This window comes from Microbacterium paraoxydans (genome assembly GCF_900105335.1).
Lineage (GTDB): Bacteria > Actinomycetota > Actinomycetes > Actinomycetales > Microbacteriaceae > Microbacterium > Microbacterium paraoxydans.
Window position 1 is genome coordinate 2,897,023 of sequence record NZ_LT629770.1, and the last position, 22,349, is coordinate 2,919,371.

A 22,349-nucleotide genomic window follows, 5' to 3' on the forward strand; every position below is an offset into this window, starting at 1 on the left:
CACGCCGCCCTGCAGGTCCGAGGGCGACGGAGTCTCGATGGGGGAGGGGATTCGAGACCCCGCCGCCGGTCTCAGGAGGGGACGCGGATCTCGGCGATGACCTCGCCGTAGGCCGTCTCCCCGACGGGGGTGAACCCGACGCGGCGGAAGAACGCCTCCGGGCCGTCCTCGCCGGCTTCGTAGATGACGTTGACGTGGTCGACGCCGCGGTTGCGCGCTTCGTCGATGAGGTTCTCGACGGCGAAGCGGCCGATGCCGCGACCCTGGTCGTCCGCGTCGACGTTGATGCGCCACAGCACGGAGCGGAAGTGCTCCTCCGGCGCCTCGTCATCGAAGTTGGCGCTCACGAATCCCACGACCTCGTTGCGGTCCAGGATCACCCGCTGCCAGGAGGTCTGCGGGTTGATGACGGTGGCCGCGATGCCGTACGAGACGGGGGCGAGGAACTGCTCCTGTCCGGGCTTGAGCGACAGGTTGTTCACGGCGACGATCGTCGCGGCGGAGAGTTCGACCATGCGCAGTTCGGACATGCCCCCAGGCTAGCCCCTCCGCTCACCGCATTCATCACTCGGGCGGACTTTTCACGGACCGTTCGTCCGAGGGAGTCTCTTCGGTGGGACCGCCGCTTCGGGGTCCGGGACGCTCAGGTATCTTGGTATCGAGACAAATAGCCCTCGTGAACGGAGAACGTCCCGGTGACCGACGACGCCATCATCTACACCTACACCGACGAGGCACCGGCACTGGCCACCGCCTCCTTCCTGCCGATCATCCAGGCCTACACGGGCCAGGCGGGTATCGAATTCGAGACGCGGGACATCTCTCTGGCCGGCCGCATCCTCGCCGCGTTCCCGCAGAAGCTCACCCCCGAGCAGCAGGTCGGCGACGCGCTGGCGGAGCTGGGCGGCCTCGCCACGCTCCCCGAGGCGAACATCATCAAGCTGCCGAACATCTCCGCGTCGATCCCGCAGCTCAAGGCCGCCATCGCGGAGCTGCAGCAGCAGGGTTACGACGTCCCCGACTTCCCGGACGAGCCCTCGTCGCTGGAGGAGAAGGACATCCGCGCCCGCTACGACCGCATCAAGGGCTCCGCCGTGAACCCCGTCCTGCGCGAGGGCAACAGCGACCGCCGCGCGCCGCTGGCGGTGAAGAACTACGCCAAGAAGCACCCGCACCGCAACAAGCCGTTCGCGGAGGGCTCGAAGACCCGCGTCGCGACCCTGGGCCACGACGACTTCAAGCACAACGAGCGCTCCTGGGTCGCCGCGCACGACGACGTCCTCTCCTTCCGCCACACCGCGAAGGACGGCACCGTCACGGTCCTCAAGGAGGGGCTCAAGGTCCTCCCGCGCGAGATCATCGACGCCACGTTCCTGTCCGCCAAGGAGCTGGACGCGTTCCTCGCTGACACGCTCGCGGAGGCCAAGGCCGACGACGTGCTCTACTCGGTGCACCTCAAGGCCACGATGATGAAGGTCAGCGATCCGATCATCTTCGGTCACGTCGTGAAGGCATTCTTCAAGGACGTCTTCGACCAGTACGGCACGCAGCTCGCCGAGGCCGGACTCAGCGCGAACGACGGTCTCGGCTCGATCCTCGCGGGGCTGGCGGACGTCGCCGGTGGCGAGGAGATCGCCGCGGCGTTCGACAAGGCCATCGCCGAGGGGCCGCGCCTGTCGTACGTGAACTCCGACAAGGGGATCACCAACCTGCACGTGCCGAGCGATGTCATCGTCGACGCGTCCATGCCCGCTCTCGTCCGCAACGGCGGGAAGCTCTGGGGCAAGGACGGCGAGGAGGCCGACACCATCGCGGTCATCCCCGACTCGTCCTACGCGAGCGTCTACCAGGCCGTGATCGACGATGTGATCGCGAACGGCCCGCTCGACCCCGCCACGATCGGCACCGTGCCGAACGTGGGCCTCATGGCGCAGGCCGCCGAGGAGTACGGCAGCCACGACAAGACGTTCGAGATCGCCGCCGACGGCATCGTCCAGGTGCTCGACAGCGAGGGCACCGTCCTCATCGAGCACGAGGTCGGCGAGGGCGACATCTGGCGCGCGACGCAGACCAAGCACATCCCGGTCATGGACTGGGTCAAGCTCGCGGTCGGCCGTGCCCGCGCGACGGGTGCCCCCGCGGTGTTCTGGCTCGACGCGAACCGCTCGCACGATGCGCAGATCATCGCGAAGGTGCACCAGGGTCTCGCCACGCTCGACACCAAGGGTCTGACGATCACGATCCTCGCGCCGGAGGAGGCCACGCGGTACACGCTCGCCCGCATGCGTCACGGCCTGGACACCATCTCGGTGACCGGCAACGTGCTGCGTGACTACCTCACCGACCTGTTCCCGATCCTCGAGGTCGGCACGAGCGCCAAGATGCTCTCCATCGTGCCGCTGCTCGCCGGCGGCGGACTGTTCGAGACGGGGGCCGGCGGCTCCGCGCCGAAGCACGTGCAGCAGCTGGTCGAGGAGAACTACCTGCGCTGGGACTCGCTGGGCGAGTTCTTCGCGCTGGCGGCCTCCCTCGAGCACTTCGCCGACCGCACGGGCAACGAGAAGGCGCGCGTGCTCGCGGAGACGCTCGACGCCGCGACCGGCACGTTCCTCGAGGAGGACCGCTCGCCCGGCCGTGCGCTCGGCACGATCGACAACCGCGGCAGCCACTTCTACCTCGGCCTGTACTGGGCGCAGGAGCTGGCGAAGCAGACGAAGGACCCGGAGCTCGCCGCCGCCTTCGCGCCCATCGCCGAGAAGCTCGCCGCGAACGAGGAGACGATCGTCTCCGAGCTCAACGCGGTGCAGGGCTCCCCGGTGGAGATCGGCGGCTACTACCGTCCGGACGAGAAGCTCGTCGAGGCGGTCATGCGCCCGTCCACGACGCTCAACGAGATCGTCGACGCCCTGCGCTGAGACGACGAGAAGGGGGCGGATGCTGCGGCATCCGCCCCCTTCTGCTGTCTCCCCCTGCCGGCTTCGCCCGGTTCAGGGCTCCGGATCAGTTGTAGACGGAGACCTCGAGGCCCACGGGGGACCAGTCGTAGACGTACTTGGCGAGGTCGATCGGCAGGTTCACGCAGCCGTGGCTCATCCGGTTGCCGAAGTTGTTGTGCCAGTAGGTGCCGTGGAAGCCGATGTTCGGGGCGAACCACGTGATCCAGGGCACGTCCTCGGTGCAGTACGGCGCCCCCTCGTAGCAGCCCATGTCCTGCATCGCGGTGTGTGCGAACACCTTGAAGTTGCCTGTCGGCGTGGGCGTTCCGGGGAGACCGGTCGACACGGCCCAGGACTGCACCACCTTGTCGTTCTCGAACAGGTAGGCGCGCTGCGTGCTGAGGTTGATCTCGGCGCGGCGGAACAGGTTCGTGGTCTCGAAGGGGGTCTCCGTCACGGAGAGGGCGAAGACGCCGTCTCCCGCGGCGAGCTGCGTCGCGAAGTCGTCGGCGATGCCGTCGGTGTCGCCGAGGGCGCGTCCGGTGGCGCCCTCCTTCTCGGCGCGCAGCACGTTCCCCGCGGAGTCGACGATGTTGGTCGCGTTGACAGGGGCGCGGTCCACCGCGGCGGCGAGCGTGTCGACGGTGGTCTGGATCGCCGCCGGGTCCGCCTCGATCCGCAGCTGACCCTCGTCGTCGACCACGGTCAGCCAGGACGCGGCGACCGCGGGGGAGACCGGGACGGTCCGTTCCTTCCCGACGTAGAAGCCGATGGAGGAGAGCATGGTGTTGAGCGTGGTGGCGGTCGCCGTCGCGTCCTCGTCGGACACCGCGGGCAGGGCCTCCGCCGGGCCGCCGGGGTAGTCGAACGTCGTGCGGCCGTCGCCGACGGCCTCGACGAACGCGGCGTTGAGATCGGCCACGTCTATACCGGTGCCGGGAACGGAGGGCGTCACGGTGTAGGTGCCCTTCGCGGCGTCGAAGACGACTCCGGCGTCGACCGGGTCGACGAAGCTGCCGGGGACGGCGCCGCGGAGAGCTGCGGTGGCGGTCTCCTGGTCGAGCACGATGTCGGCCGACACGGGGTCACCCATCCAGGACCCGAGGTTCCACATCGGGTGGGCGGCGAACGCCGCATCGGCGAGGGCCGTGGCGTCGGCGGTCGCGCCCAGGTCGGCGCCGGTGAGCACGGCGTCATCACCATCGCCCGTGAGGGTGACCTCGGTCTGGGCGAGGTGCGAGCTGATCGCCTCGGCAGCCGCGCCCGGAGTCATCCAGCCGACCGGGATGCCCGCGACGGTGGTGCCGGGGGCGATGAGGATCATCGAGGCGGCGCCGGCGCCGAGCGCGACCACGCCGAGGCCGAGACCGATCCACAGGCCGAGGCGGCGCTTCTTCGGGGCGGGCTCGACGGGAGCCCAGGCCAGGGGCTGCTCGCCGGTCTGCGGCGGGGCCGTGTCGGTCGCCGCCTCCGGCGTCAGGACGCTCGTCGGTGTCGCATCGTCGGGCTGTGCCCCCGTTGCAGCGCCCGGCGTGGAAATCAGATCGGTCACGAACTACACCCCCCGCAGTCTCGACGTGTCCTGTCGTCCATGGTACGGGATGGCTGGTAACGGGGAGGCAACGGTCCTGATAAGGTGCCTCCCCGTTCGCCCGGGGCGGGTGGGGTCAGTCGACGACGGCGAGCCCGTCGATCTCGACGAGCATCTCCTCGCGGGGGAGGCCGGTGAACACCGTGGTGCGCGAGGGCAGGACGCCGCTGGTCGTGTGGGCCTCGACGAAGGCGCCGTAGGCCTCGTTCATGATCGGGAAGTCCTCGCGCTTGGTGAGGTAGACGCGCAGCATCACGACATCGTCGAACGTGGCCCCGGAAGCCTCCACGATGGCCTTGACGTTCTCCAGCGTGCGGGTGGTCTGCGCCGCGACGTCGCCCGGGTACAGGTACTCGTTCGTCTGCGGGTCGACGGGGCCCTGGCCGGAGACCTGGACGATCGGGCCCTTGCGGACGCCCTGCGAGAAGGTGTGCGCGGGGGCGGGGGCGGCGTCGGTGGAAACTCGTGTCTTCGCGGTCATGCCGCCAGCCTAGTAGCCTTGTTAGATGCCTCTACAAATTCCGGATCCCGTCCTCGGCGCCTGGGCGAAGGGGTTCCCGGCGCACGCCGCGGGGCTGCGTCTGTCGGAGGTCGGCGCGGCCGGTCTGCGTCTCTCGGACCTCGGTACTCCGGTGCTCACGGTGCACGCGGACGCGATCGCGCACAACGAGGACACGGTGTTCGGCTGGGCCATGCGCGAGGGCGTCCGCCTCGCCCCGCACGGCAAGACCACGATGGCGCCCGCGCTCTGGCAGCGGCTGCTCGACGCCGGAGCCTGGGGGATCTCGGTCGCGACGCCGTGGCAGGCCCGCGTCGCCGTCGACGCCGGCGTGCCGACGGTGCTCATCGCCAACGGGGTGACGGATGGCGCCGCGGCCCGCGAGCTCGGAGCGATGCTCGCCGCCGACGAGGACCTGCGGATCCTCTGCGGCGCGGATTCCCTCGCCGGTGTCGCGATCCTCGCCGACGCGCTCGCCGATGCCCCGCGGCCGCTGGACGTGCTCGTGGAGCTGGGCGGCGCGCAGGGACGGACGGGGGCGCGGACCGTGGCCGAGGGCGAGCGCATCGCCGCGGCGATCGCGGCCGCCCCTGGTCTCCGCCTGGCCGGGGTGACGGGCTACGAGGGGCCCTTCGGTCCCGATCGCTCCGCGGCCTCGGTCGCCGCGGTCGACGGCTTCCTGGCCACGCTCGTCGAGCTGCACCGCCGACTGGAGTACCCCGACGGCGTCCGCCCCGTGCTCAGCGCGGGGGGCAGCTCCTTCCCCGATCGCGCCGCCGCGGTCCTCGGCGCCGCGGGAGCGGACGCCGAGGTCGTGCTGCGCTCCGGTGCCTTCCAGATCCACGACGACGGCTTCTACTCCCGCATGTCGCCGTTCGGCCCGCTCACGGACACCGCTCCGCTGCGTTCCGCGATGCACGCGTGGTCGCGGGTGGTCTCCCAGCCCGAACCCGGCCTCGCCCTGCTCGACGCCGGGCGGCGGGACGTGCCGTTCGACATCGACCTCCCGGTGCCGCAGTCGGTCGCCGGCGCCGTGACCGCCCTGAACGACCAGCACGCCTTCCTCCGACCCGCCGAGGGGGCGACCGTCGCGGTGGGCGAGGTCGTGCGGCTGGGTCTCTCGCATCCGTGCACCGCGTTCGACAAGTGGCGCGTCGTCGCCGTGATCGACGACCCCGACGCCGAGGACCCCCGGGTGATCGACGCGGTGGCGACATGCTTCTGAGCGCCGAGAAGGCCGCCGCCGGCCTGGTGCGCGTCTATCGGCGGGCGACCGTCGTCGACGGCACCGGCGCGCCGCGCTTCGTCGCGGACGTCGCGGTGGAGGGGGCAAGGGTCGTCACCGTCGTCCGCGACGGCGACGGGACGACGCTCGAGCTGCCGGACGGCGCGGTCGAGGTCGACGCGTCCGGCCTCGTCCTGGCGCCCGGTTTCATCGACATGCACGCGCACAGCGACCTCGCGGTGCTCCAGGGCGCCGCGCACGACGCCAAGATCCGGCAGGGGGTCACGACAGAGGTGCTCGGGCAGGACGGCCTGGGCTACGCGCCGCTGGACGAGGCGACCGCCGCCGTCATCCCCGCCCAGATCGCGGGCTGGAACGGGCGGCCGGCGGAGGTCCCGTGGCGGTCGATGAACGACTTCCTGGAGGCGATAGACGTCGCCGCGGTGGCGAACGCCGCGGTGCTGGTGCCGCAGGGCAACCTCCGGATGATGGTGGTCGGGCACGACGACCGCCGGGCGACCCCTGCCGAGATCGCGGCGATGGCCGACATCCTCGGCCAGGCCCTGGATGCCGGAGCCTTCGGCATGTCGAGCGGCCTGACCTACACCCCGGGGATGTACGCCGACACCGCGGAGCTCGAAGCCCTCTGCCGGGTGGTGGCGGAGCGCGGCGGCTACTGGGCGCCGCACACCCGCAGCTACGGGCGGGCGGCGCTGGACGCGTATCGCGAGGCCATCGAGATCGGCCGCCGCACCGGGTGCCCCGTCCATCTCACCCACGCGACCATGAACTTCGCCCCGAACCGCGGGCGCGCCGCCGAGCTGCTGGCGCTCGTCGACGCGGCGATGGCCGACGGTGTCGACGTGACCCTGGACACCTACCCCTACCTTCCGGGGGCCACGACCCTCTCCGCTCTGCTGCCGAGCAGGCTGGCGGCGACCGGCGACCTGCTCGGCGTCCTGGGGGCCCTCGACGCCGAGGGACGCGAGGCGGTCCGCGTCGAGCTGGAGGAGATCGGCTGCGACGGATTCCACGGCGAGGCGGCGGACTGGTCGGCGATCCAGATCTCCGGGACGGCCCACCCGGATCTCGCCGGGCTCGTCGGCCGGACGATCGCCGACATCGCGGCGGAGACCGGGCAGCGCGCCGTCGATGTCGTGATCGACACGATTCTCGCCGATGCGGGCGCCACGGGTGTGCTCATGCACATCGGCGACGAGGACAACGTCCGGGCCATCATGCGGCACCCGCGGCACTCCGGCGGCAGCGACGGCATCCTCATCGGCGCGCGCCCGCACCCGCGCGGCCGCGGCACGTTCCCGCGCTACCTCGGGCACTACGTCAGGGAGCTGGGGGTGCTGAGCCTCGAGGAGGCCGTCCGTCATCTCTCCGGCAACCCGGCTGCCCGGCTCGGCCTCGACCGCGGCGACGCACCGCGCGGCGTGATCCGCGAGGGCGCCACCGCCGACCTGGTGCTGTTCGACCCGGAGACGATCGCGGCCGGCGCCACCTTCGACGACCCGCACGGTGCGCCGCAGGGCGTGCGCGAGGTGCTCGTCGGCGGCGTGCCGGTCGTCATCGACGGCGACCCCACGGGTGCCGTCGCCGGCCGTGCGCTGCGGATGCCTCCGTCGGCGCCGCGGGCGACGGTGCCGCACATCGCCGCGGAGATCGACTCCCTGGCTCCGGGCTTCCGGTGGACGCCCTCGACCCCGATCCTCGGCGCGCCGGAGCTGGCGGCCGCGGTCGCACGGCTCGGCGGCGCGGGAGGGGACGACACCCTGCCCGCCATCCGCCTTCTGATCGACGAGAAGCTGGGTGCCGCGGCCTCCGCGGCGGGGCGGCAGGGGCCCGAGGCTTTCCGGGTGTCGGTGACGGCCTCCGGGATCGAGATCGCGGGGGCGACGCCGGAGGGGGTCTTCCGCGGCGCGACCACGCTCCGCCAACTCCGCGACCCGGACCACGACCCCGCTCTCCCCGCGACGATCCCGGCAGGGCGCTGGGAGGGCTCTCCCGCCTCCGCCTGGCGCGGCGTGATGCTCGACGTGGCGCGCCACTTCCGCCCCGTGGAGGACGTGCGTCGCCTCGTCGACCTGCTCGCCGATCACCACCTCAGCATCCTGCACCTGCACCTGACGGACGATCAGGGATGGCGCTTCGAGGTGCCCGGCTACCCGCGTCTGACCGAGGTCGGCGCACGGCGCGAGGCCACGCAACGCGGTCACGGACCGGAGGCCACGGTCGAGCCCGGCGTGCACGAGGGCTTCTACACCTCCGCCGAGCTCCGCGACCTCGTGCGGTACGCGGAGGAGCGCTTCGTAACGCTCGTGCCCGAGGTCGAGCTGCCAGGGCACATCCAGGCCGCGCTCGCCGCCTACCCGGAGCTGGGCAACCTCGACGTCGGGGCGCCCCCCACCGGGCCGTGGGAGCGATTCGGCGTGAACGCCCGCACCCTCGCGCCGACCGCGGAGGCGCTGGCCTTCGGTCGTGCCGCCATCGACGCGCTGTGCGACGTGTTCCCGTCCGCATGGATCGGGATCGGCGGCGACGAGGTGCCGGTGACCGAGTGGGCGGAGAGTGCAGCCGCCGCGGCACGCATGCGAGAGCTGGGGCTCGCCACGGCGCACGACGTGCAGCCGTGGTTCACGGCGCACTTCGTGGACCACGTCCGCCGCCGCGGGCGCACCGCGCTGGCCTGGGACGAGGTGCTGGAGGGCGACGTCCCCGAGGGCGTCCGCATCCTCGCCTGGCGCGGGCCGGTCGCCATGCGCGAGGCGCTGCGGCGGGGGATCCCGGTCGTGGGATGTCCGGATCTCGAGGTCTACCTCGACTACCCGCAGTCCGAATCGCCCGAGGAGCCCATCCGCGTCGGGCCCCCGCTGACCATCGAGCGCGCGTACTCCTTCGAGGTCGTCGAGGGCGCGGTCGGCGGGCAGGCGAACGTCTGGACGGAGCACCTGCCGAGCAGGGACCGGGTCGACTTCGCGATGTTCCCGCGCCTCGCCGCGATCGCGGAGCGTCTCTGGGATGGGGGAGAACCCGCACCGTTCGCCGATTTCGCACGGCGGCTGCCCACGCATCTGCGACGCCTCGCCGCCGCGGGGGTGCGGTATCGTCCGCTGGACGGTCCGTCGCCCGAGCAGCGGCGACCGGGGATTCCCGGCAAGCCGATGACGGTGGAGACCAGGGAGGGGATCGTCGCCGGCCTCGTCGAGCGCCTGCTCCGCCGGGCGGCTGTCGAGGATCCGCGGTCGGCTTGATGTCACGTTTCGGTAACCCTGCCCGCGGAATCGCGCGGGACAGTTGCACAATTCCTGTTCGTAAGGTCTACTAACAAACATGTCCGTTTCGGATGATCAGCGCCCCGCGGCGACGACAGACTTCGTCGCCGCGAACGCGCACGCCTTCGGCCCTGCGCGGCATCTCCGTTCGCGCACCAAGGTGCTCCCCGAGCACGCCCGCGGCCACAACCGCGCGCTCGTGCTGCAGACGCTCTACCACTCGGGGGCGATGAGCCGAGCTGACCTCTCCCGCGAGACGGGCCTCACGCGGGTCACGATCTCCGACCTCGTCGCGGAGTTCATCGCCGACGGCATCGTCGTCGAGATCGGCGTCCGCGAGGCGGTCGGGCCCGGAAAGCCGCCGATCCTCATCGACATCGACCGGGTGGGGCATCAGATCATCGGGCTCGACCTGTCCGGACCGACCGCGTTCGAGGGGGCCGTGCTCAGCCTCGACGGCGACGTCCTGGAGCGGCGGCAGGTGCCGCGTCCGGAGACGCCGGACGGCGACGCGGCGTACGACGCCCTCCGCGGCCTCGCGCAGACCCTCGTCGAGATCGCCACGCAGCCGGTGCTCGGCGTGGGCATCGGCACCCCGGGTGTCGTGCGTCCGGACGGCCTCGTCCTCAGCTCGCCCAACCTCGGCTGGACCGACTTCCCGCTGGAGGCGAAGCTCAGCGCCGACCTCGACCTGCCCGTGCTGGCGCGGAACGACGCCAATGCCGCGGTCCTCGCCGAGTACACGTTCGGCGAGGCGGAAGCCGACTTCATGCTGATCAAGATCGGCCGAGGCGTGGGCGCAGGGCTGATCACCGGCAGCCAGCCGCTCCTCGGCAGCCGTTTCGCCGCAGGGGAGATCGGTCACGTCGTCGTCGGCACGGACGGCGGGCCTCGCTGCGCGTGCGGCAAGATCGGCTGCCTGGAGGCCTGGCTGAGCGTGAGTCGCATGCAGGAGGCGCTCGACGCCGACCCGGCCGCGCGCGAGGAGATCCTCCGCGACTCCGGGACCCGCATGGCGATCGCGATCGCCCCGATCGTCGCCGCCCTCGACCTGTCCGAGGTCGTGCTCTCCGGGCCCGCTGAGCTGCTGGACGGCACGCTCATCGACGCGGCCGTCGAGACGCTCCACGCGCGGACGCTCGAAGGCGTCTTCGAGGACGTCATGGTGCGGCTCACCCGTCAGGACGACATCGTGCTCCGAGGCGCCGCGGTGATGGTGCTCTCGGGGCAGCTGGGGGTGTCGTGACCTCCGCGACCATGACCGGGAACGGCATCCGATGATCGTCCCCGCCTCGGCCGACCGCGCCGGTCGGCCCCTTCGCGTGGGTCTGGACGTCGGCGGCACCAAGATCGACGCCGTCGCCGTGGACCCGGCCGGGACGATCCTCGCCCGCCTGCGTCGCCCGACCGGGTGGGGAGAGGACGCCGTCGTCGACAGCATCGTCTCCACCGTCGCCGCCCTCGCCGAGGAGAGCGGGCTGCCGCTGTCCGCCGTCGCTTCCGCTGGCATCGGCATCCCCGGCCTCGTGGACGCCGAGACCGGCCGTGTGCTCCACGCCGTGAACCTCGGCGTGGAGTCGCTCGACCTCGCGGCGCGCGCCGAGCAGGCGCTGGGCGTCCCCTTCCGGGTGGAGAACGACGTGAAAGCGGCTGCGCTCGGCGCCGCCGTCCTGAGCGACGTCGCCGGCTCGATGGCCTACCTGAACCTCGGCACCGGCGTCGCCGCCGGCATCGTCGTCGACGGCCGCATCTGGCGCGGCGCGCGGGGGACCGCAGGGGAGGTCGGGCACCTCTCGGTCGACCCGCGCGGCCGATTGTGCGGCTGCGGACAGCGCGGCTGCGTGGAGACCTTCTGCGGCGGCGGGGCGCTGGCCAAGGCCTGGGGGCGTCCCGGCGCACTGCCCGTCAAGGACATCGTCGAGGCGGCGGACGCGGGCGATCCGCACGCTCTGGCGCTGCAGGCGGACCTCTTCTTCGGTGCGGCAGCGGCCGTGCGCGTGCTCGTGCTGTCGGCCGACGTCGAGACCGTGGTCATCGGCGGCGGTCTCACCGCGCTCGGCGGTCGTCTCGCGGACGGGATCCGCGCCGCCCTGCACACGGGCGCCCAGGCGTCACCGTTCCTGAAGTCCCTGCGGCTGGATGAGAGAATCGAACTGCTCCCCGCGGGTTCCCCCGCCGCCGCCTTCGGCGCCGCTCTGGTGGGCGCATCCATTTCTGAGAAGGAGATCGTTCCGCATGGCTGAGGTCGTCATCGTCGAGAATGCCGAGGCCGCCGGCGCCCTGGTCGCCACCGAGATCGTCGAGCTCATCGACCGTCGCCAGGACGCCGTCCTGGGGCTCGCGACCGGATCGACGCCGTTGCCCGTCTACCAGGCACTCCGCAGCCGCCTGGCGGGGCGCGACGTCTCGCAGGTGCGCGGCTTCGCGCTCGACGAGTACGTCGGGATCGACCCGTCCCACCCGGAGAGCTACCGATCGGTGATCACGCGCGAGGTGGTCGAGCCGCTCGGCCTCGACCCGGAGCGCATCCACGTGCCGAACGGCGCGGAGGCCACCATCCAGCACGCCGGTGAGGACTACGACGCGGCCATCGCCGCGGCGGGCGGGGTCGACCTGCAGATCCTCGGCATCGGCACCGACGGGCACATCGGGTTCAACGAGCCCGGATCCTCCTTCGCCTCCCGCACCCGGGTGAAGACCCTGACGGAGCAGACCCGCGAGGACAACGCCCGCTTCTTCGACTCGATCGACGATGTCCCGATGCACTGCATCACGCAGGGGCTGGGGACCATCCTGGAAGCGCGCCACCTCGTGCTGCTGGCGTTCGGCGAAGGCAAGGCCGAGGCCGTGGCCGGTGCGGTCGAGGGGCCGGTCACCGCGCTGCTGCCCGGGTCGGCCATCCAGCTGCACCCGCACGCGACCGTCGTCGTCGACGAGGCCGCCGCCTCGAAGCTGCAGCTCGCCGACTACTACCGCTACACGTTCGCGAACAAGCCGGCCTGGCAGGGCATCTGATCCGGGGGCGCTAGCGCGCTCCGGCCGGCCACGCGAGCGGCAGCAGATGCTCGACGCTCAGCGGGGCCAGCGGGAGCGCTGCGGCATCGTCCGGGGTGATCCAGCGCAGCTCGGCGAGCTCGGCCTGCACCTGCACCGTCGCCGGATCCACCGAGGTCGCGAAGGCATCGGCCACGACGCGGTGACCCGGTTCATTGGCGGCCGCCGACACGAAGCGGCCCAAAGGGCGCAGGTCGGACTCCGCGAGTTCGAGGCCGAGCTCCTCGTGCAGCTCGCGGATGAGGGTCTCGACGGGCGACTCGCCCGGCTCCGGCTTGCCTCCGGGCTGCATGAAGCGGGTCGTGCCGTGCTTGCGGACGACGAGGACCCGCCCTTGCGTATCGACGATCACGGCGGCGCTCACATGGATGTCAGGCATCGGGGGAGAAGACCTTTCCGGGGTTGAGGATGCCGAGCGGGTCGAAGACCGCGGCGATGTCGCGCTGGAGGCGCCACTGATCCTCGCCGAGCTCGTCGGCCAGCCAGCGCCGTTTGAGGACGCCGATGCCGTGCTCGCCGGTGAGGGTTCCGCCCAGCCGGATCGCGGCGCGGAAGAGCTCGTCGGCCGCCGCCCACACCTGCGGCGGGGTCTCCGGGCCCTCGAAGATGAAGTTCGGGTGCAGGTTGCCGTCGCCGGCATGGGCCACCGTCGGGATCACCATGTCGAACTGCCGCTCGATCCGGGCGATCTCGTCGAACATGGCCGGCATCGCGCTCCGCGGTACCGAGACGTCCTCGATGAGCGTGGTCCCGAGGGACGCCATCGCGGCGTGCATCGACCGTCGGATCGCGAGCAGACGATCGCCCTCGACGGGGTCGTGCGAGACCACGGGAACGCCCTCGTGGGCGCTCAGGATCGCGGCGATGGCGTCCGCCTCCGCGCGCGCGGCCGGACCGTCGGTCTGGATCGTCAGCTGTGCGGCGCCCGGGGTCGGCGCGGGGAGGGCGAGCAGGGCGTGGACGGCGGCGAGGCTCGCGGCATCCATGAGCTCCATGATGGCGGGCTGGATCCCCGCGGCGGTCACCGCCGCAGATCCTGCGGCCGCCGCGCGCACGCCGGGGAAGGTCGCCGTCACGGTGCAGGTCTCGCCCGGCACCAGGCGGCGCAGCTTGAGCGTGGCCCCGACGACGACGCCGAGCGTTCCCTCCGACCCCACGACGAGGGCGGTGAGGTCGAGCCCGGTGACGCCCTTCACGCTGCGGTGCCCGAGGTGCAACAGGCGCCCGTCGGCGAGGACGAGGTCGACGCCGAGCACCGCATCGCGGACGACGCCGTACTTCGCGCAGAGCAGTCCGCCGGCTCCGGTCGCGATGTTGCCGCCGACGGTGGAGATGTCACGACTGGCGGGGTCGGGCGGCCACCAGAGTCCCTGGGCCGCCAGATGCGCGTTGAGGTCGGCGTTGAGGATCCCGGGTTCGACCACGGCGAGGAGGTCGTCCGGCCGCACCTCGAGGACGGCGTCCATACGGCGGAGGGAGAGGACGATCTCTCCATCGCCGGCGTTGGCGGCCCCGGCGAGCCCGGTCCCGGCGCCGCGCACGACGACGGGGGTGCGCGTAGCCGAGGCGATGCGCATGGTCTGCTGCACGTCGTCCACGCTCTCCGCGTGGACGACGGCCAGGGGGAGACCCACCGCGGCATGGCCGGAGCGGTCGGCCGTGGCGTCATGCCTCGCCTGCTCGCTGACGTCCACGCGCGCCCCGAGGGCGTCGCGGAGCAGCGAGACGGCGCTCACGACCGTGCGCTCATGCCAGGGCGCGGCGTCCGCTGAGGACCCCGGCGACGACGGCCACCAGCGCGAAGGCCGTGCCGATGAGGGCCTGGCCCATGGACCACCAGGCGATGGTCACGCCGACGTAGATGAAGAGCTCCACGACGGCGCGGAGGAAGGGGTGCACCCGGAGCACGGGACGGGGGGAGAGGAAGAGCGCCCACAGCAGGAGGGCGACGACGGGCGCCCCCACGCCGATCACGATGTTCCACGGCAGCTCCCAGCTGGCGAACCCCCACAGGGCGAGCGAGGCGATCGCTGCGATGAGGACGACCACGCGCACGATGTCGAGGGCCGTGAGGGCCGGACGATCGACGCCGGCGACAGGGGAGGAATCCGGGGTCATGCGTCCAGTCTATTCCGCGACCGGAGCGTCCTCCGCCGGAGCCGGGGCCTCCCCGGCCGGGGCCTCCTCGGCCGGGGCGGGCGCAGCCGGTGCAGCTTCGGGGGCCGGTGCGGGCTCCGTCGGCGCCGTTGCAGCAGGTTCCGGCTCAACGGTGTCCGCGGCCTCGTCGACCGGTGTCGCGTTCTCCTCGGAGGTGGTGGGCGCCGTGACCTCATCGACCGGAGGGGCCACCGGTTCGGCCTCGTCGATGACGACCGCCGTCTGCTCGACGGGAGCAGAGGCCGCCGTGCGCTCATCCGCGCCCGCGCCCTGGGGCTCCAGTGCGTAGAGCGTCGTGTCGGACGAGGGGCCCGCCTCGCCGGACGGCAGGTAGTACCGGAACGTCACCGGTACGAGGTCGGCGATCAAGAACTGGTCCCACGAAGCGCGGAGCTCGAGGGTGCCGGTGCCAGCCTCGCCCAGGACGACGCTGTCGGCGAGTTCGCCAGCGAGAAGGGCCTGCACGATCGCACCCGGGGCGCCTGCGATCGGCACGAAGTAGTACCAGTGCAGATCGTCGCCGAACCAGACGTCGGCGGTGCTCCAGGTGGGCGGGTCCGTGGGGATCGCGGGGCCTACCGGGTCGACGGGGTCCACCGGGTCGACGGGGTCCACCGGGTCGACGGGGTCGACGGGGTCCACCGGGTCGACGGGGTCCACGGGGTCTACCGGGTCGACGGGGTCTACCGGATCCACGGGATCGACCGGGTCCACGGGAGCGACGGGCGGCAGCGTGGCCTCGGGGAGCGCGGGGACGACCACGGGGGCGGCGGGAGCCGCGTCGGGTCCGGTCTCCGAAAAGACCGGCGGAGCCGCCTCGTCCTCGGCGGGCGGAGCCGGCGGCTGCTCGACGTCCGGCGTCTCGATCACCACGGGCTCGTCGAGGTCGAGCGACGAGTCCGGCGCGATGTCGGTCGTGATCGACGACGGATCGGTGTCGGAGGCGCTGGGCAGCGAGGTCGCCGGGTTCGAACCGGTGAGGCCGGGGACGATCGCCGCAGCGGCGACCACTCCGGCCACCACGAGGGCGGCGGACCCGGCACCGACGACGGCGCCCATGCCCGTGAAGACGCCACCCGTGCTCGCGCCCGTGCCGCCGGCGGAGCCGGCTCCCGACCCGGCGGCGCCGGAGCCGGCTGCCGCGGCCTGACCGATGCCGCCGTCGCCGACGAAGACCGCACCCGGAATGGTCGACGACATCCCCGCCACTGCCAGGACCGGCGCACCGCCCTGAAGAGCTGCGAGGTACCCGGAGGCGCCGGTGGCACCGAGGACGAGCGGGAGCAAAACGAGTGCGAGGCGCTTGGAGACGTCCTTGGCCTCGGCCGCGACGATCATGCAGCGGGCGCACTCGTCGAGGTGCAGCTCCAGGCGACGGTGGTCGCGGGTCGCGAGGTTGCCGCGCGAGTAGGCACCGAGGTGCTCGATGGTCCACTGGCATTCGGAGCCGGGGCTCGCGCTGCGCAGGTGCGCCTGGATCCAGGCTTCACGCAACCCTTCACGGGCGCGGAAGGCGAGTTGCGAGACCGCGCCCGCCTTCATGCCGAGGAGCGGGGCCACCTCCTGGGGCTTCATCTGCTCGATCTCGGTGTACCAGAGCACTTCCTGCCATCGCGACGGGAGGCTGCGGAAGGCCTGCGCGGTGAGACTGCGGTCGAGGGCCTCGTTCGTGGCGTGCTCGGTGCTGTCCGGGTCGGCCACCGTGTCGAGCTCGTCGATCGCGGTCTCGCGGCGTGCGCGTCCCCACGCAGCGGCGGTGTTGCGGATGCTGGTGAAGAGGTAGGCGCGGAACGAGCCGTTGGGGCCGCCGCCCTTGAGGATCGCCTGGTAGATGCGGGTATAGGACTCCTGCACCAGGTCGTCCGGATCGATCGAGGATGTCACCGATCGGGCGACGGCCATGCCGGACGGGTAGTGCCGTCTCCAGAGTTCCCCGAACGCCCCCTTGTCGCCGGAGCGGACGCGGAGGATCAGATCGGCATCGCCGATGGTCTCGTCTGGTGTGGTGTTCTCTCGGTGCACTGTCATCCATCTGGTCCCGGGGCACACAGCCGTCCCCAGGAGGAGAGACGCGAGAAGGCGTCTTTCATTACGCGGTCAGACCATTCTCTCGCGAAATCGGCATGGTGGCCAGCCCCGGTGCGGACTCGGAGGAGATGCTCGGGAGGGGTCCGCGGTGCCCGGCGCGGACCGCCCGGAAAGTTTTCTGAACTTTTTTCAGAGAACCGCGTAATGAACCGGGCGCCCCTTCGTCTCATCCCGTAGAGACAGCCGAAATGGACTCCACCGGGGGGCGGAGTTCCGGCGCTGGTGCGGGGGGTACTGCACCAGTGGGCGGGTCGGGATCCTCGGGGGAGGAGCTCCCGGCCCCGCCCGCTCGAGCGGGAGGGAAAGGGCCGCCGATCTGGGGAGAACGGCGGCCCTCCACTCCCACCTTGCGAGACGCGCGACGCCGATCTGGGGAATCCGGTGCCGCATCTCGTCCGATCGACCGGAGACCGCAGCGCTGCGCGTCGCGCGCAGCGCTGTCCTCCTAGGCGGGCAGCGCCGGTCCCGACCAGACCCGCGCGACGCGCAGCTCCGCGTCCAGAAGCACGGCATCGCCGAGCAGGCCGGGCCGAAGCGCGCCGAGGTGCGCCTCGCGTCCGATCGCGCGGGCCGGGGTCTCCGTGAGCGCCCGCACGACCTCCGGAAGGGGGACGCCGGCCGCCACCGCCCGCTGCAGGGCGACATCCTGAGTCAGCGTGGAGCCGGCGATCGAGCCGGTGTCGTCCGCGCGGGCCACGCCGTTCTCGACGGTGACCTTCACCGCACCGAGGTCGTACTTGCCGTCGGCGCTCCCGGCCGCGGCCATGGCGTCGGTGATGAGCGCCACCCGACGCGGCGCCGCGTCGAACACGAGCTTGACGACGTGCGGATCGAGATGCACGTCGTCGGCGATGGCCTCCAGGATCACTCGATGATCGGCGGCCGCGGCAAGCACCGGACCGGGGGCGCGGTGGTGGATGCCGGGCATCGCGTTGAACGCGTGGGTCAGCAGCGAGGCGCCGGCTTCGAAGGCGGCGACGGCCATGGCGGCGTCGGCGTCGGTGTGTCCCACCGCTGCCGCGGCCCCCGCCGCGACGATCTGACGGACGGCGTCGATCCCGCCGGGGAGCTCCGGCGCGATGGTGACCTGACGGACGGTGCCTTCTCCGGCCTCCAGCAGACGGGCCACGTCGGCCGCGACGGGGTGCCGCAGCAGTGAGGGCTCATGGGCGCCGTGGTGACCGGGGTCGAGGAACGGCCCCTCCAGGTGCGAGCCGAGCACGTCCGCATCGGTCCTGGTCAGGGCGGCGATCAGGGCGACACTGCGGGCGAGGTCGTCGATCGTGCCGGTGACGAGCGAGATGACGGCCCTGGTGGTGCCGTGCTCGCGGTGCAGATCCCGTCCGGTCCGGATCGCGTCCACACCGTCGTCGTACGCCGCGCCCGCTCCGCCATGACCGTGGATGTCGACGAAGCCCGGCGTGAGCAGCGCGCCCGCGCCCGCCACGGCCGCGCCGTCCACGACCTCGGTCGCGGGCTCCCAGTCCGTTCCGGTGCCGCGGGACGCCACGACGCCGTCCTCGATGCGCACCCAGCCGTCCTCGACGATCTCCCCGCGGTCGACGAGGCGGACGGAGTGGATGACCAGGGAACCGGTCGCGGAGGAGAGGGTCTTCAACGGGCGCTCCAGGGGATCTCGGGGGCGGGGTGGAAATCGACCCCCTCAGCCTTCCACAGCGGCGCGAGGGCGCCGACCCGGGCGCGGAAGGACTCCCACGTGCGGCCCACGCCCTCGCGCGGCGACCAGGCGACCTCGGCCTGCGCGGCGGCACGGGGGAACACGAGCTGCTCCACCTCGTCGAGCGTGCGGGTGGTCTCGGACCACAGCGGCGCCTCGATCCCCAGGATCGCCTCGTCCGGCACGGCGAGCACGGCGGTCGGCTCCCACTCGTACGCGCGACGGACGTCGATGATCGCGGCCCAGGTGAGGCCGAGCGGGAATTCGGCGGTGTACTTCATGTCGAGGTATGTCGCATCCGCCGCCGACATGATCAGGGCTCCGCCGCGCTCGACGAAGTGCGCGGCCTCCTCGGCATGCGTGCCCGTCGGCGTCGTCATGCCCCAGTACTGGCCGATCGTGCCGCGGGCGATGCCGGCTGCCGACCCCATCTCGTGCCACGCGACCGGGGTCTTGCCCTCCTCGACGACGATCGCCGTCGCGCGCTCCGCGAAGAGGTCGAAGTCGGCCTGGGGCGTGCCGAGGGACTCGTCGCCCCCGATGTGGATGTAGGGCCCCGGGGTCATCTCGGCGAGCTCGCGGACGACGTCGCGGACGAACCGGTACGTCTCCTCCTCGTGGATGCGCACGCTGGAGTGCCCGACGCCCCAGCCCAGGTAGGGCTCTCCGGCCACGGGGAGCGGCTGGCCGAGCTGCTCGGACTGGGTGACCAGCGCGTCGTTCAGGACCGGGGCCTCGACCAACTCCGGGTAAGCCACGCCGATCGCGTGGGTGTGGCCGGGAAGGTCGACCTCAGGGATCACGATCATGTGGCGTGCGGCCGCGTACGCCACGATCTCGCGGTAGTCGTCCTTGGTGTAGAAGCCGCCGGGGGCGCCGTCGGCCGCGGTGGCGGCGGCCCGCTCGGTGAGCAGCGGCCACGAGTCGATGTGCACGCGCCAGCCCTGGTCGTCGGTGAGGTGCAGGTGCAGGTGGTTGAACTTCAGCGCGCTCGTGCTGTCGATGAACCGCTTCACGTCCTCGACGCCGAAGAAGTGCCGCGCCACATCGAGCATCACGCCGCGGCGGGCGAAGCGCGGGGCGTCCGCGATGTCGGCGCGGAGCAGCGCCCAGCCCGCGTCGTCTTCCCGAAGCAGCTGCAGCAGCGTCTGGACCCCGTAGAAGAGCCCCGCCTCGTCGGCGCCGATGAGGATGGCGCGGTCGCCGACCTCGAGCGTGTAGCCCTCCGGCGCGGACGACGCCGCGTCGACGAAGAGCTCGATCTCGGCGGGGCCGGAGTCCACCTCGGTGAGGCGGAGGCCGGTGCGGCGTTCGACGGCGTCGATCAGCTGTCCGGCGGCGGGGGAGGAGCCGAGCACGCGCGTCGTCGCGGCGAGCGGCAGACGTCCCTCCCTGGCCTTCGCGGACACCGGAGCGGGAACGAGGGGCAGATCAAGAGGTAGGACCATGAACAAAACCTAGCCGTCGGATCGCCGCAAGGGAACAGGGGGGTCGAAACGATTCTGCGGACGGCGGGCACGGTGCCCGAAACGGCCGCGTGCGCGGGGTCGCGCATCGGCTATGCTCGTAACCGTCGCGACTGGCGTCTGGGTGGACAACCACCGGGGAGCGACTGACCACGGAATTCGACCGCGCGCCTGGGCCGATAGGAACACCCTTTTCGAATCCGTCGTCAAAAGGAGCACGTCATGACCGACCGTTACTTCAACGCCCCGCTTTCCGAGGTCGACCCGGAGATCGCCGAGGTCCTCGATCGCGAGCTGAAGCGCCAGCAGACCTTCCTCGAGATGATCGCCTCGGAGAACTTCGTCCCCGTGTCGGTCCTGCAGTCGCAGGGCTCGGTGCTCACCAACAAGTACGCCGAGGGCTACCCCGGCCGCCGCTACTACGGCGGCTGCGAGGAGGTCGACGTCGCGGAGGAGCTCGCGATCTCCCGCGCCAAGAGCCTGTTCGGCGCGGAGTTCGCGAACGTCCAGCCGCACTCCGGTGCGTCCGCGAACGCCGCTGTGCTGCACGCGATCGCCCGCCCCGGCGACACCCTGCTCGGCCTCTCGCTCGACCAGGGCGGCCACCTCACGCACGGCATGAAGATCAACTTCTCCGGGCGCCTGTACGACATCGTGGCCTACGGGGTCGACGCCGAGACCTCGACGATCGACATGGACGAGGTCCGCCGCCTCGCGATCGAGCACAAGCCCAAGGTCATCATCGCCGGGTGGTCCGCCTACCCGCGCACGATGGACTTCGCTGCCTTCCGCGCCATCGCCGACGAGGTGGGCGCGATCCTCTGGGTCGACATGGCGCACTTCGCCGGCCTCGTCGCCGCCGGCCTGCACCCCAACCCGGTGCCGCACGCGCACGTCGTGTCCTCCACGGTGCACAAGACCATCGGCGGCCCCCGCTCGGGCTTCATCCTCACCAACGACGCCGACCTCGCCAAGAAGATCAACACCGCGGTCTTCCCCGGTCAGCAGGGCGGTCCGCTCATGCACGTGATCGCGGCGAAGGCGACCGCGTTCAAGCTCGCCGGCACGCCGGAGTTCAAGGAGCGCCAGGAGCGCGTGCTGCGCGGGGCGAAGCTCATCGCCGAGCGCCTGTCGCAGCAGGACGTGAAGGACGCCGGCATCGCCGTGCGCTCGGGCGGGACGGACGTGCACCTCGTGCTCGTCGACCTCCGCGACGCCGAGATCGACGGCAAGCAGGCGGAGGACCTCCTGCACGACATCCACATCACCGTGAACCGCAACGCCGTGCCGAACGACCCGCGTCCGCCGATGGTGACCTCGGGTCTCCGCATCGGCACGCCGGCGCTCGCGACCCGCGGCTTCGGCGACGCCGAGTTCACCGAGGTGGCCGACATCATCGCCCTCGCGCTGCTCCCGGGTGCCGACATCGAGGCGCTCCGCGCTCGCGTGGACGCGCTCGCCGCGGCCTTCCCGCTCTACCCGGACCTGCAGCAGTGACCGCGGTCGTCCTCGACGGCAAGGCGGCGGCGGCCGAGATCCGTGCCGAGCTGACGGAGCGGGTCGCCGCGCTGAAGGAGAAGGGCGTCACCCCCGGCATCGCCACGGTGCTGGTGGGAGCCGACCCCGCCTCGCAGCTCTACGTGGGCATGAAGCACCGGCAGTCGGAGGCGATCGGGATGAACTCGATCCAGCGCGAGCTGCCGGCTGATGCCACCCAGGCCGACGTCGAGGCGCTGATCGACGAGCTCAACGCCGATCCCGCCTGCCACGGGTACATCGTGCAGCTGCCGCTGCCGAAGCACCTCGACACCGACGCGATCCTGGAGCGGATCGATCCGGCGAAGGACGCGGACGGGCTGCACCCGACCAACCTCGGGCGCCTCGTCCTCAACGTCAACGCGCCGATCCACACGCCGCTGCCGTGCACCCCGCGCGGTGTCATCGAGCTGCTGCTGCGCAACGACTACGACCTCAAGGGCAAGCACGTCGTGGTCGTCGGTCGCGGTGTCACGATCGGGCGCTCGATCGGGCTGCTGCTGACCCGTCGCGACCTCAACGCCACGGTCACGCTGACGCACACCGGCACGGTCGACATGCCGCGCTACCTGCGAGAGGCCGATGTGATCGTCGCGGCCGCGGGGGTCAAGCACCTCATCCGCGCCGAGGACGTCAAGCCCGGAGCCGCGGTGCTGGATGTGGGCGTCACCCGCGAGACCGATCCGGAGACCGGCAAGAACCTCGTGTTCGGTGACGTCGCTCCCGAGGTCGCCGAGGTCGCCGGGTACCTGTCGCCGAATCCGGGAGGGGTGGGGCCGATGACGGTCGCCCTGCTCATGACCAACGTCGTCGAGGCGGCCGAGCGGACGGTGTGACC

Annotated in this window: 17 protein-coding genes and 1 riboswitch; of the genes, 8 read left to right on the top strand and 9 right to left on the bottom strand. The window is 71.8% G+C overall.

The annotated features are described in order from the left end of the window. Positions 1–71 precede the first annotated feature (71 nt). On the bottom strand, positions 72–530 hold the full coding sequence (locus BLU02_RS14215; RefSeq protein ID WP_060922841.1) for a GNAT family N-acetyltransferase: 459 nt from the start codon (positions 528–530) through the stop codon (positions 72–74). A 165-nt stretch (positions 531–695) separates the two neighbouring features. Between BLU02_RS14215 and BLU02_RS14220 the strand changes: the two genes are divergently transcribed. Further along, positions 696–2,915 (top strand): NADP-dependent isocitrate dehydrogenase, encoded by a 2,220-nt coding sequence (locus tag BLU02_RS14220; RefSeq protein WP_060922842.1) that lies wholly within the window; start codon positions 696–698, stop codon positions 2,913–2,915. A gap of 85 nt (positions 2,916–3,000) precedes the next feature. Here BLU02_RS14220 and BLU02_RS14225 read toward each other — a convergent pair whose 3' ends face one another. Beyond that, positions 3,001–4,488, bottom strand: a complete 1,488-nt coding sequence (locus tag BLU02_RS14225; RefSeq protein WP_231919584.1) for a L,D-transpeptidase family protein — start codon at positions 4,486–4,488, stop codon at positions 3,001–3,003. Between the two features lie 115 nt (positions 4,489–4,603). Next, entirely contained in the window at positions 4,604–5,008 is a 405-nt protein-coding gene (locus BLU02_RS14230; protein WP_025103791.1) for a RidA family protein, read from the bottom strand. Positions 5,009–5,033: 25 nt separating this feature from the next. On the opposite strand from BLU02_RS14230, the gene BLU02_RS14235 reads away from it, so the two are divergent. The 5 genes from BLU02_RS14235 to nagB all read left to right on the top strand — a co-directional run bounded on the left by BLU02_RS14235 (position 5,034) and on the right by nagB (position 12,547). After that, on the top strand, positions 5,034–6,251 hold the full coding sequence (locus BLU02_RS14235; RefSeq protein ID WP_082750113.1) for an alanine racemase: 1,218 nt from the start codon (positions 5,034–5,036) through the stop codon (positions 6,249–6,251). After that, positions 6,242–9,511 carry a family 20 glycosylhydrolase gene (locus tag BLU02_RS14240; protein ID WP_060922843.1) on the top strand — a complete coding sequence of 1,090 codons (3,270 nt, stop codon included), beginning with the start codon at positions 6,242–6,244 and terminating at the stop codon, positions 9,509–9,511. Before BLU02_RS14235 ends, BLU02_RS14240 begins: the two co-directional genes overlap by 10 nt. A 79-nt stretch (positions 9,512–9,590) precedes the next feature. Beyond that, positions 9,591–10,778 (top strand): ROK family transcriptional regulator, encoded by a 1,188-nt coding sequence (locus tag BLU02_RS14245; RefSeq protein WP_060922844.1) that lies wholly within the window; start codon positions 9,591–9,593, stop codon positions 10,776–10,778. 31 nt (positions 10,779–10,809) lie between these two features. Then, the gene (locus BLU02_RS14250) at positions 10,810–11,775 is read left to right on the top strand and encodes an ROK family protein (protein ID WP_060922845.1); all 966 of its coding nucleotides are present in this window, start codon (positions 10,810–10,812) and stop codon (positions 11,773–11,775) included. Then, positions 11,768–12,547: a glucosamine-6-phosphate deaminase gene (gene nagB, locus BLU02_RS14255; RefSeq protein WP_060922846.1), complete on the top strand. Its 780-nt coding sequence runs from the start codon at positions 11,768–11,770 to the stop codon at positions 12,545–12,547. The genes BLU02_RS14250 and nagB overlap by 8 nt, the downstream gene beginning before the upstream one ends. A 10-nt stretch (positions 12,548–12,557) precedes the next feature. Here nagB and BLU02_RS14260 read toward each other — a convergent pair whose 3' ends face one another. From BLU02_RS14260 to BLU02_RS14285, 6 genes are all read right to left on the bottom strand, one after another. Beyond that, positions 12,558–12,965, bottom strand: coding sequence for an NUDIX hydrolase (locus BLU02_RS14260; protein ID WP_060922847.1), 408 nt, complete (start codon positions 12,963–12,965; stop codon positions 12,558–12,560). Then, positions 12,958–14,322, bottom strand: coding sequence for an FAD-binding oxidoreductase (locus BLU02_RS14265; protein ID WP_060922848.1), 1,365 nt, complete (start codon positions 14,320–14,322; stop codon positions 12,958–12,960). The genes BLU02_RS14260 and BLU02_RS14265 overlap by 8 nt, the downstream gene beginning before the upstream one ends. A gap of 10 nt (positions 14,323–14,332) precedes the next feature. Further along, positions 14,333–14,704, bottom strand: coding sequence for a YrdB family protein (locus BLU02_RS14270; RefSeq protein WP_060922849.1), 372 nt, complete (start codon positions 14,702–14,704; stop codon positions 14,333–14,335). Between the two features lie 9 nt (positions 14,705–14,713). Further along, the gene (locus tag BLU02_RS14275; protein WP_083371023.1) at positions 14,714–16,771 is read right to left on the bottom strand and encodes a sigma-70 family RNA polymerase sigma factor; all 2,058 of its coding nucleotides are present in this window, start codon (positions 16,769–16,771) and stop codon (positions 14,714–14,716) included. 505 nt (positions 16,772–17,276) lie between these two features. Then, entirely contained in the window at positions 17,277–18,449 is a 1,173-nt protein-coding gene (locus BLU02_RS14280; RefSeq protein ID WP_060922860.1) for an N-acetylglucosamine-6-phosphate deacetylase, read from the bottom strand. Further along, a complete protein-coding gene (locus tag BLU02_RS14285; protein ID WP_060922859.1) occupies positions 18,446–19,957 on the bottom strand; it encodes a beta-N-acetylhexosaminidase in 1,512 nt (503 codons plus the stop codon). Before BLU02_RS14285 ends, BLU02_RS14280 begins: the two co-directional genes overlap by 4 nt. 117 nt (positions 19,958–20,074) lie before the next feature. Next, positions 20,075–20,159, top strand: a riboswitch (ZMP/ZTP riboswitch). 38 nt (positions 20,160–20,197) lie between these two features. On the opposite strand from BLU02_RS14285, the gene glyA reads away from it, so the two are divergent. Together glyA and BLU02_RS14295 are read left to right on the top strand one after the other, a co-directional pair. Continuing rightward, on the top strand, positions 20,198–21,472 hold the full coding sequence (glyA, locus tag BLU02_RS14290; RefSeq protein WP_025103803.1) for a serine hydroxymethyltransferase: 1,275 nt from the start codon (positions 20,198–20,200) through the stop codon (positions 21,470–21,472). Further along, positions 21,469–22,347 (top strand): bifunctional methylenetetrahydrofolate dehydrogenase/methenyltetrahydrofolate cyclohydrolase, encoded by an 879-nt coding sequence (locus tag BLU02_RS14295; protein WP_025103804.1) that lies wholly within the window; start codon positions 21,469–21,471, stop codon positions 22,345–22,347. The genes glyA and BLU02_RS14295 overlap by 4 nt, the downstream gene beginning before the upstream one ends. The last annotated feature ends 2 nt before the right edge of the window (positions 22,348–22,349 follow it).

What these genes read in the sequence shown, in the direction of transcription:
- BLU02_RS14215 (WP_060922841.1), bottom strand. Translation starts at nt 530, where the DNA reads ATGTCCGAACTGCGCATGGTCGAACTCTCCGCCGCGACGATCGTCGCC.
- BLU02_RS14230 (WP_025103791.1), bottom strand. Translation starts at nt 5,008, where the DNA reads ATGACCGCGAAGACACGAGTTTCCACCGACGCCGCCCCCGCCCCCGCG.
- BLU02_RS14235 (WP_082750113.1), top strand. Translation starts at nt 5,034, where the DNA reads ATGCCTCTACAAATTCCGGATCCCGTCCTCGGCGCCTGGGCGAAGGGG.
- BLU02_RS14240 (WP_060922843.1), top strand. Translation starts at nt 6,242, where the DNA reads ATGCTTCTGAGCGCCGAGAAGGCCGCCGCCGGCCTGGTGCGCGTCTAT.
- BLU02_RS14245 (WP_060922844.1), top strand. Translation starts at nt 9,591, where the DNA reads ATGTCCGTTTCGGATGATCAGCGCCCCGCGGCGACGACAGACTTCGTC.
- BLU02_RS14250 (WP_060922845.1), top strand. Translation starts at nt 10,810, where the DNA reads ATGATCGTCCCCGCCTCGGCCGACCGCGCCGGTCGGCCCCTTCGCGTG.
- nagB (WP_060922846.1), top strand. Translation starts at nt 11,768, where the DNA reads ATGGCTGAGGTCGTCATCGTCGAGAATGCCGAGGCCGCCGGCGCCCTG.
- BLU02_RS14260 (WP_060922847.1), bottom strand. Translation starts at nt 12,965, where the DNA reads ATGCCTGACATCCATGTGAGCGCCGCCGTGATCGTCGATACGCAAGGG.
- BLU02_RS14270 (WP_060922849.1), bottom strand. Translation starts at nt 14,704, where the DNA reads ATGACCCCGGATTCCTCCCCTGTCGCCGGCGTCGATCGTCCGGCCCTC.
- BLU02_RS14275 (WP_083371023.1), bottom strand. Translation starts at nt 16,771, where the DNA reads ATGACAGTGCACCGAGAGAACACCACACCAGACGAGACCATCGGCGAT.
- BLU02_RS14285 (WP_060922859.1), bottom strand. Translation starts at nt 19,957, where the DNA reads ATGGTCCTACCTCTTGATCTGCCCCTCGTTCCCGCTCCGGTGTCCGCG.
- glyA (WP_025103803.1), top strand. Translation starts at nt 20,198, where the DNA reads ATGACCGACCGTTACTTCAACGCCCCGCTTTCCGAGGTCGACCCGGAG.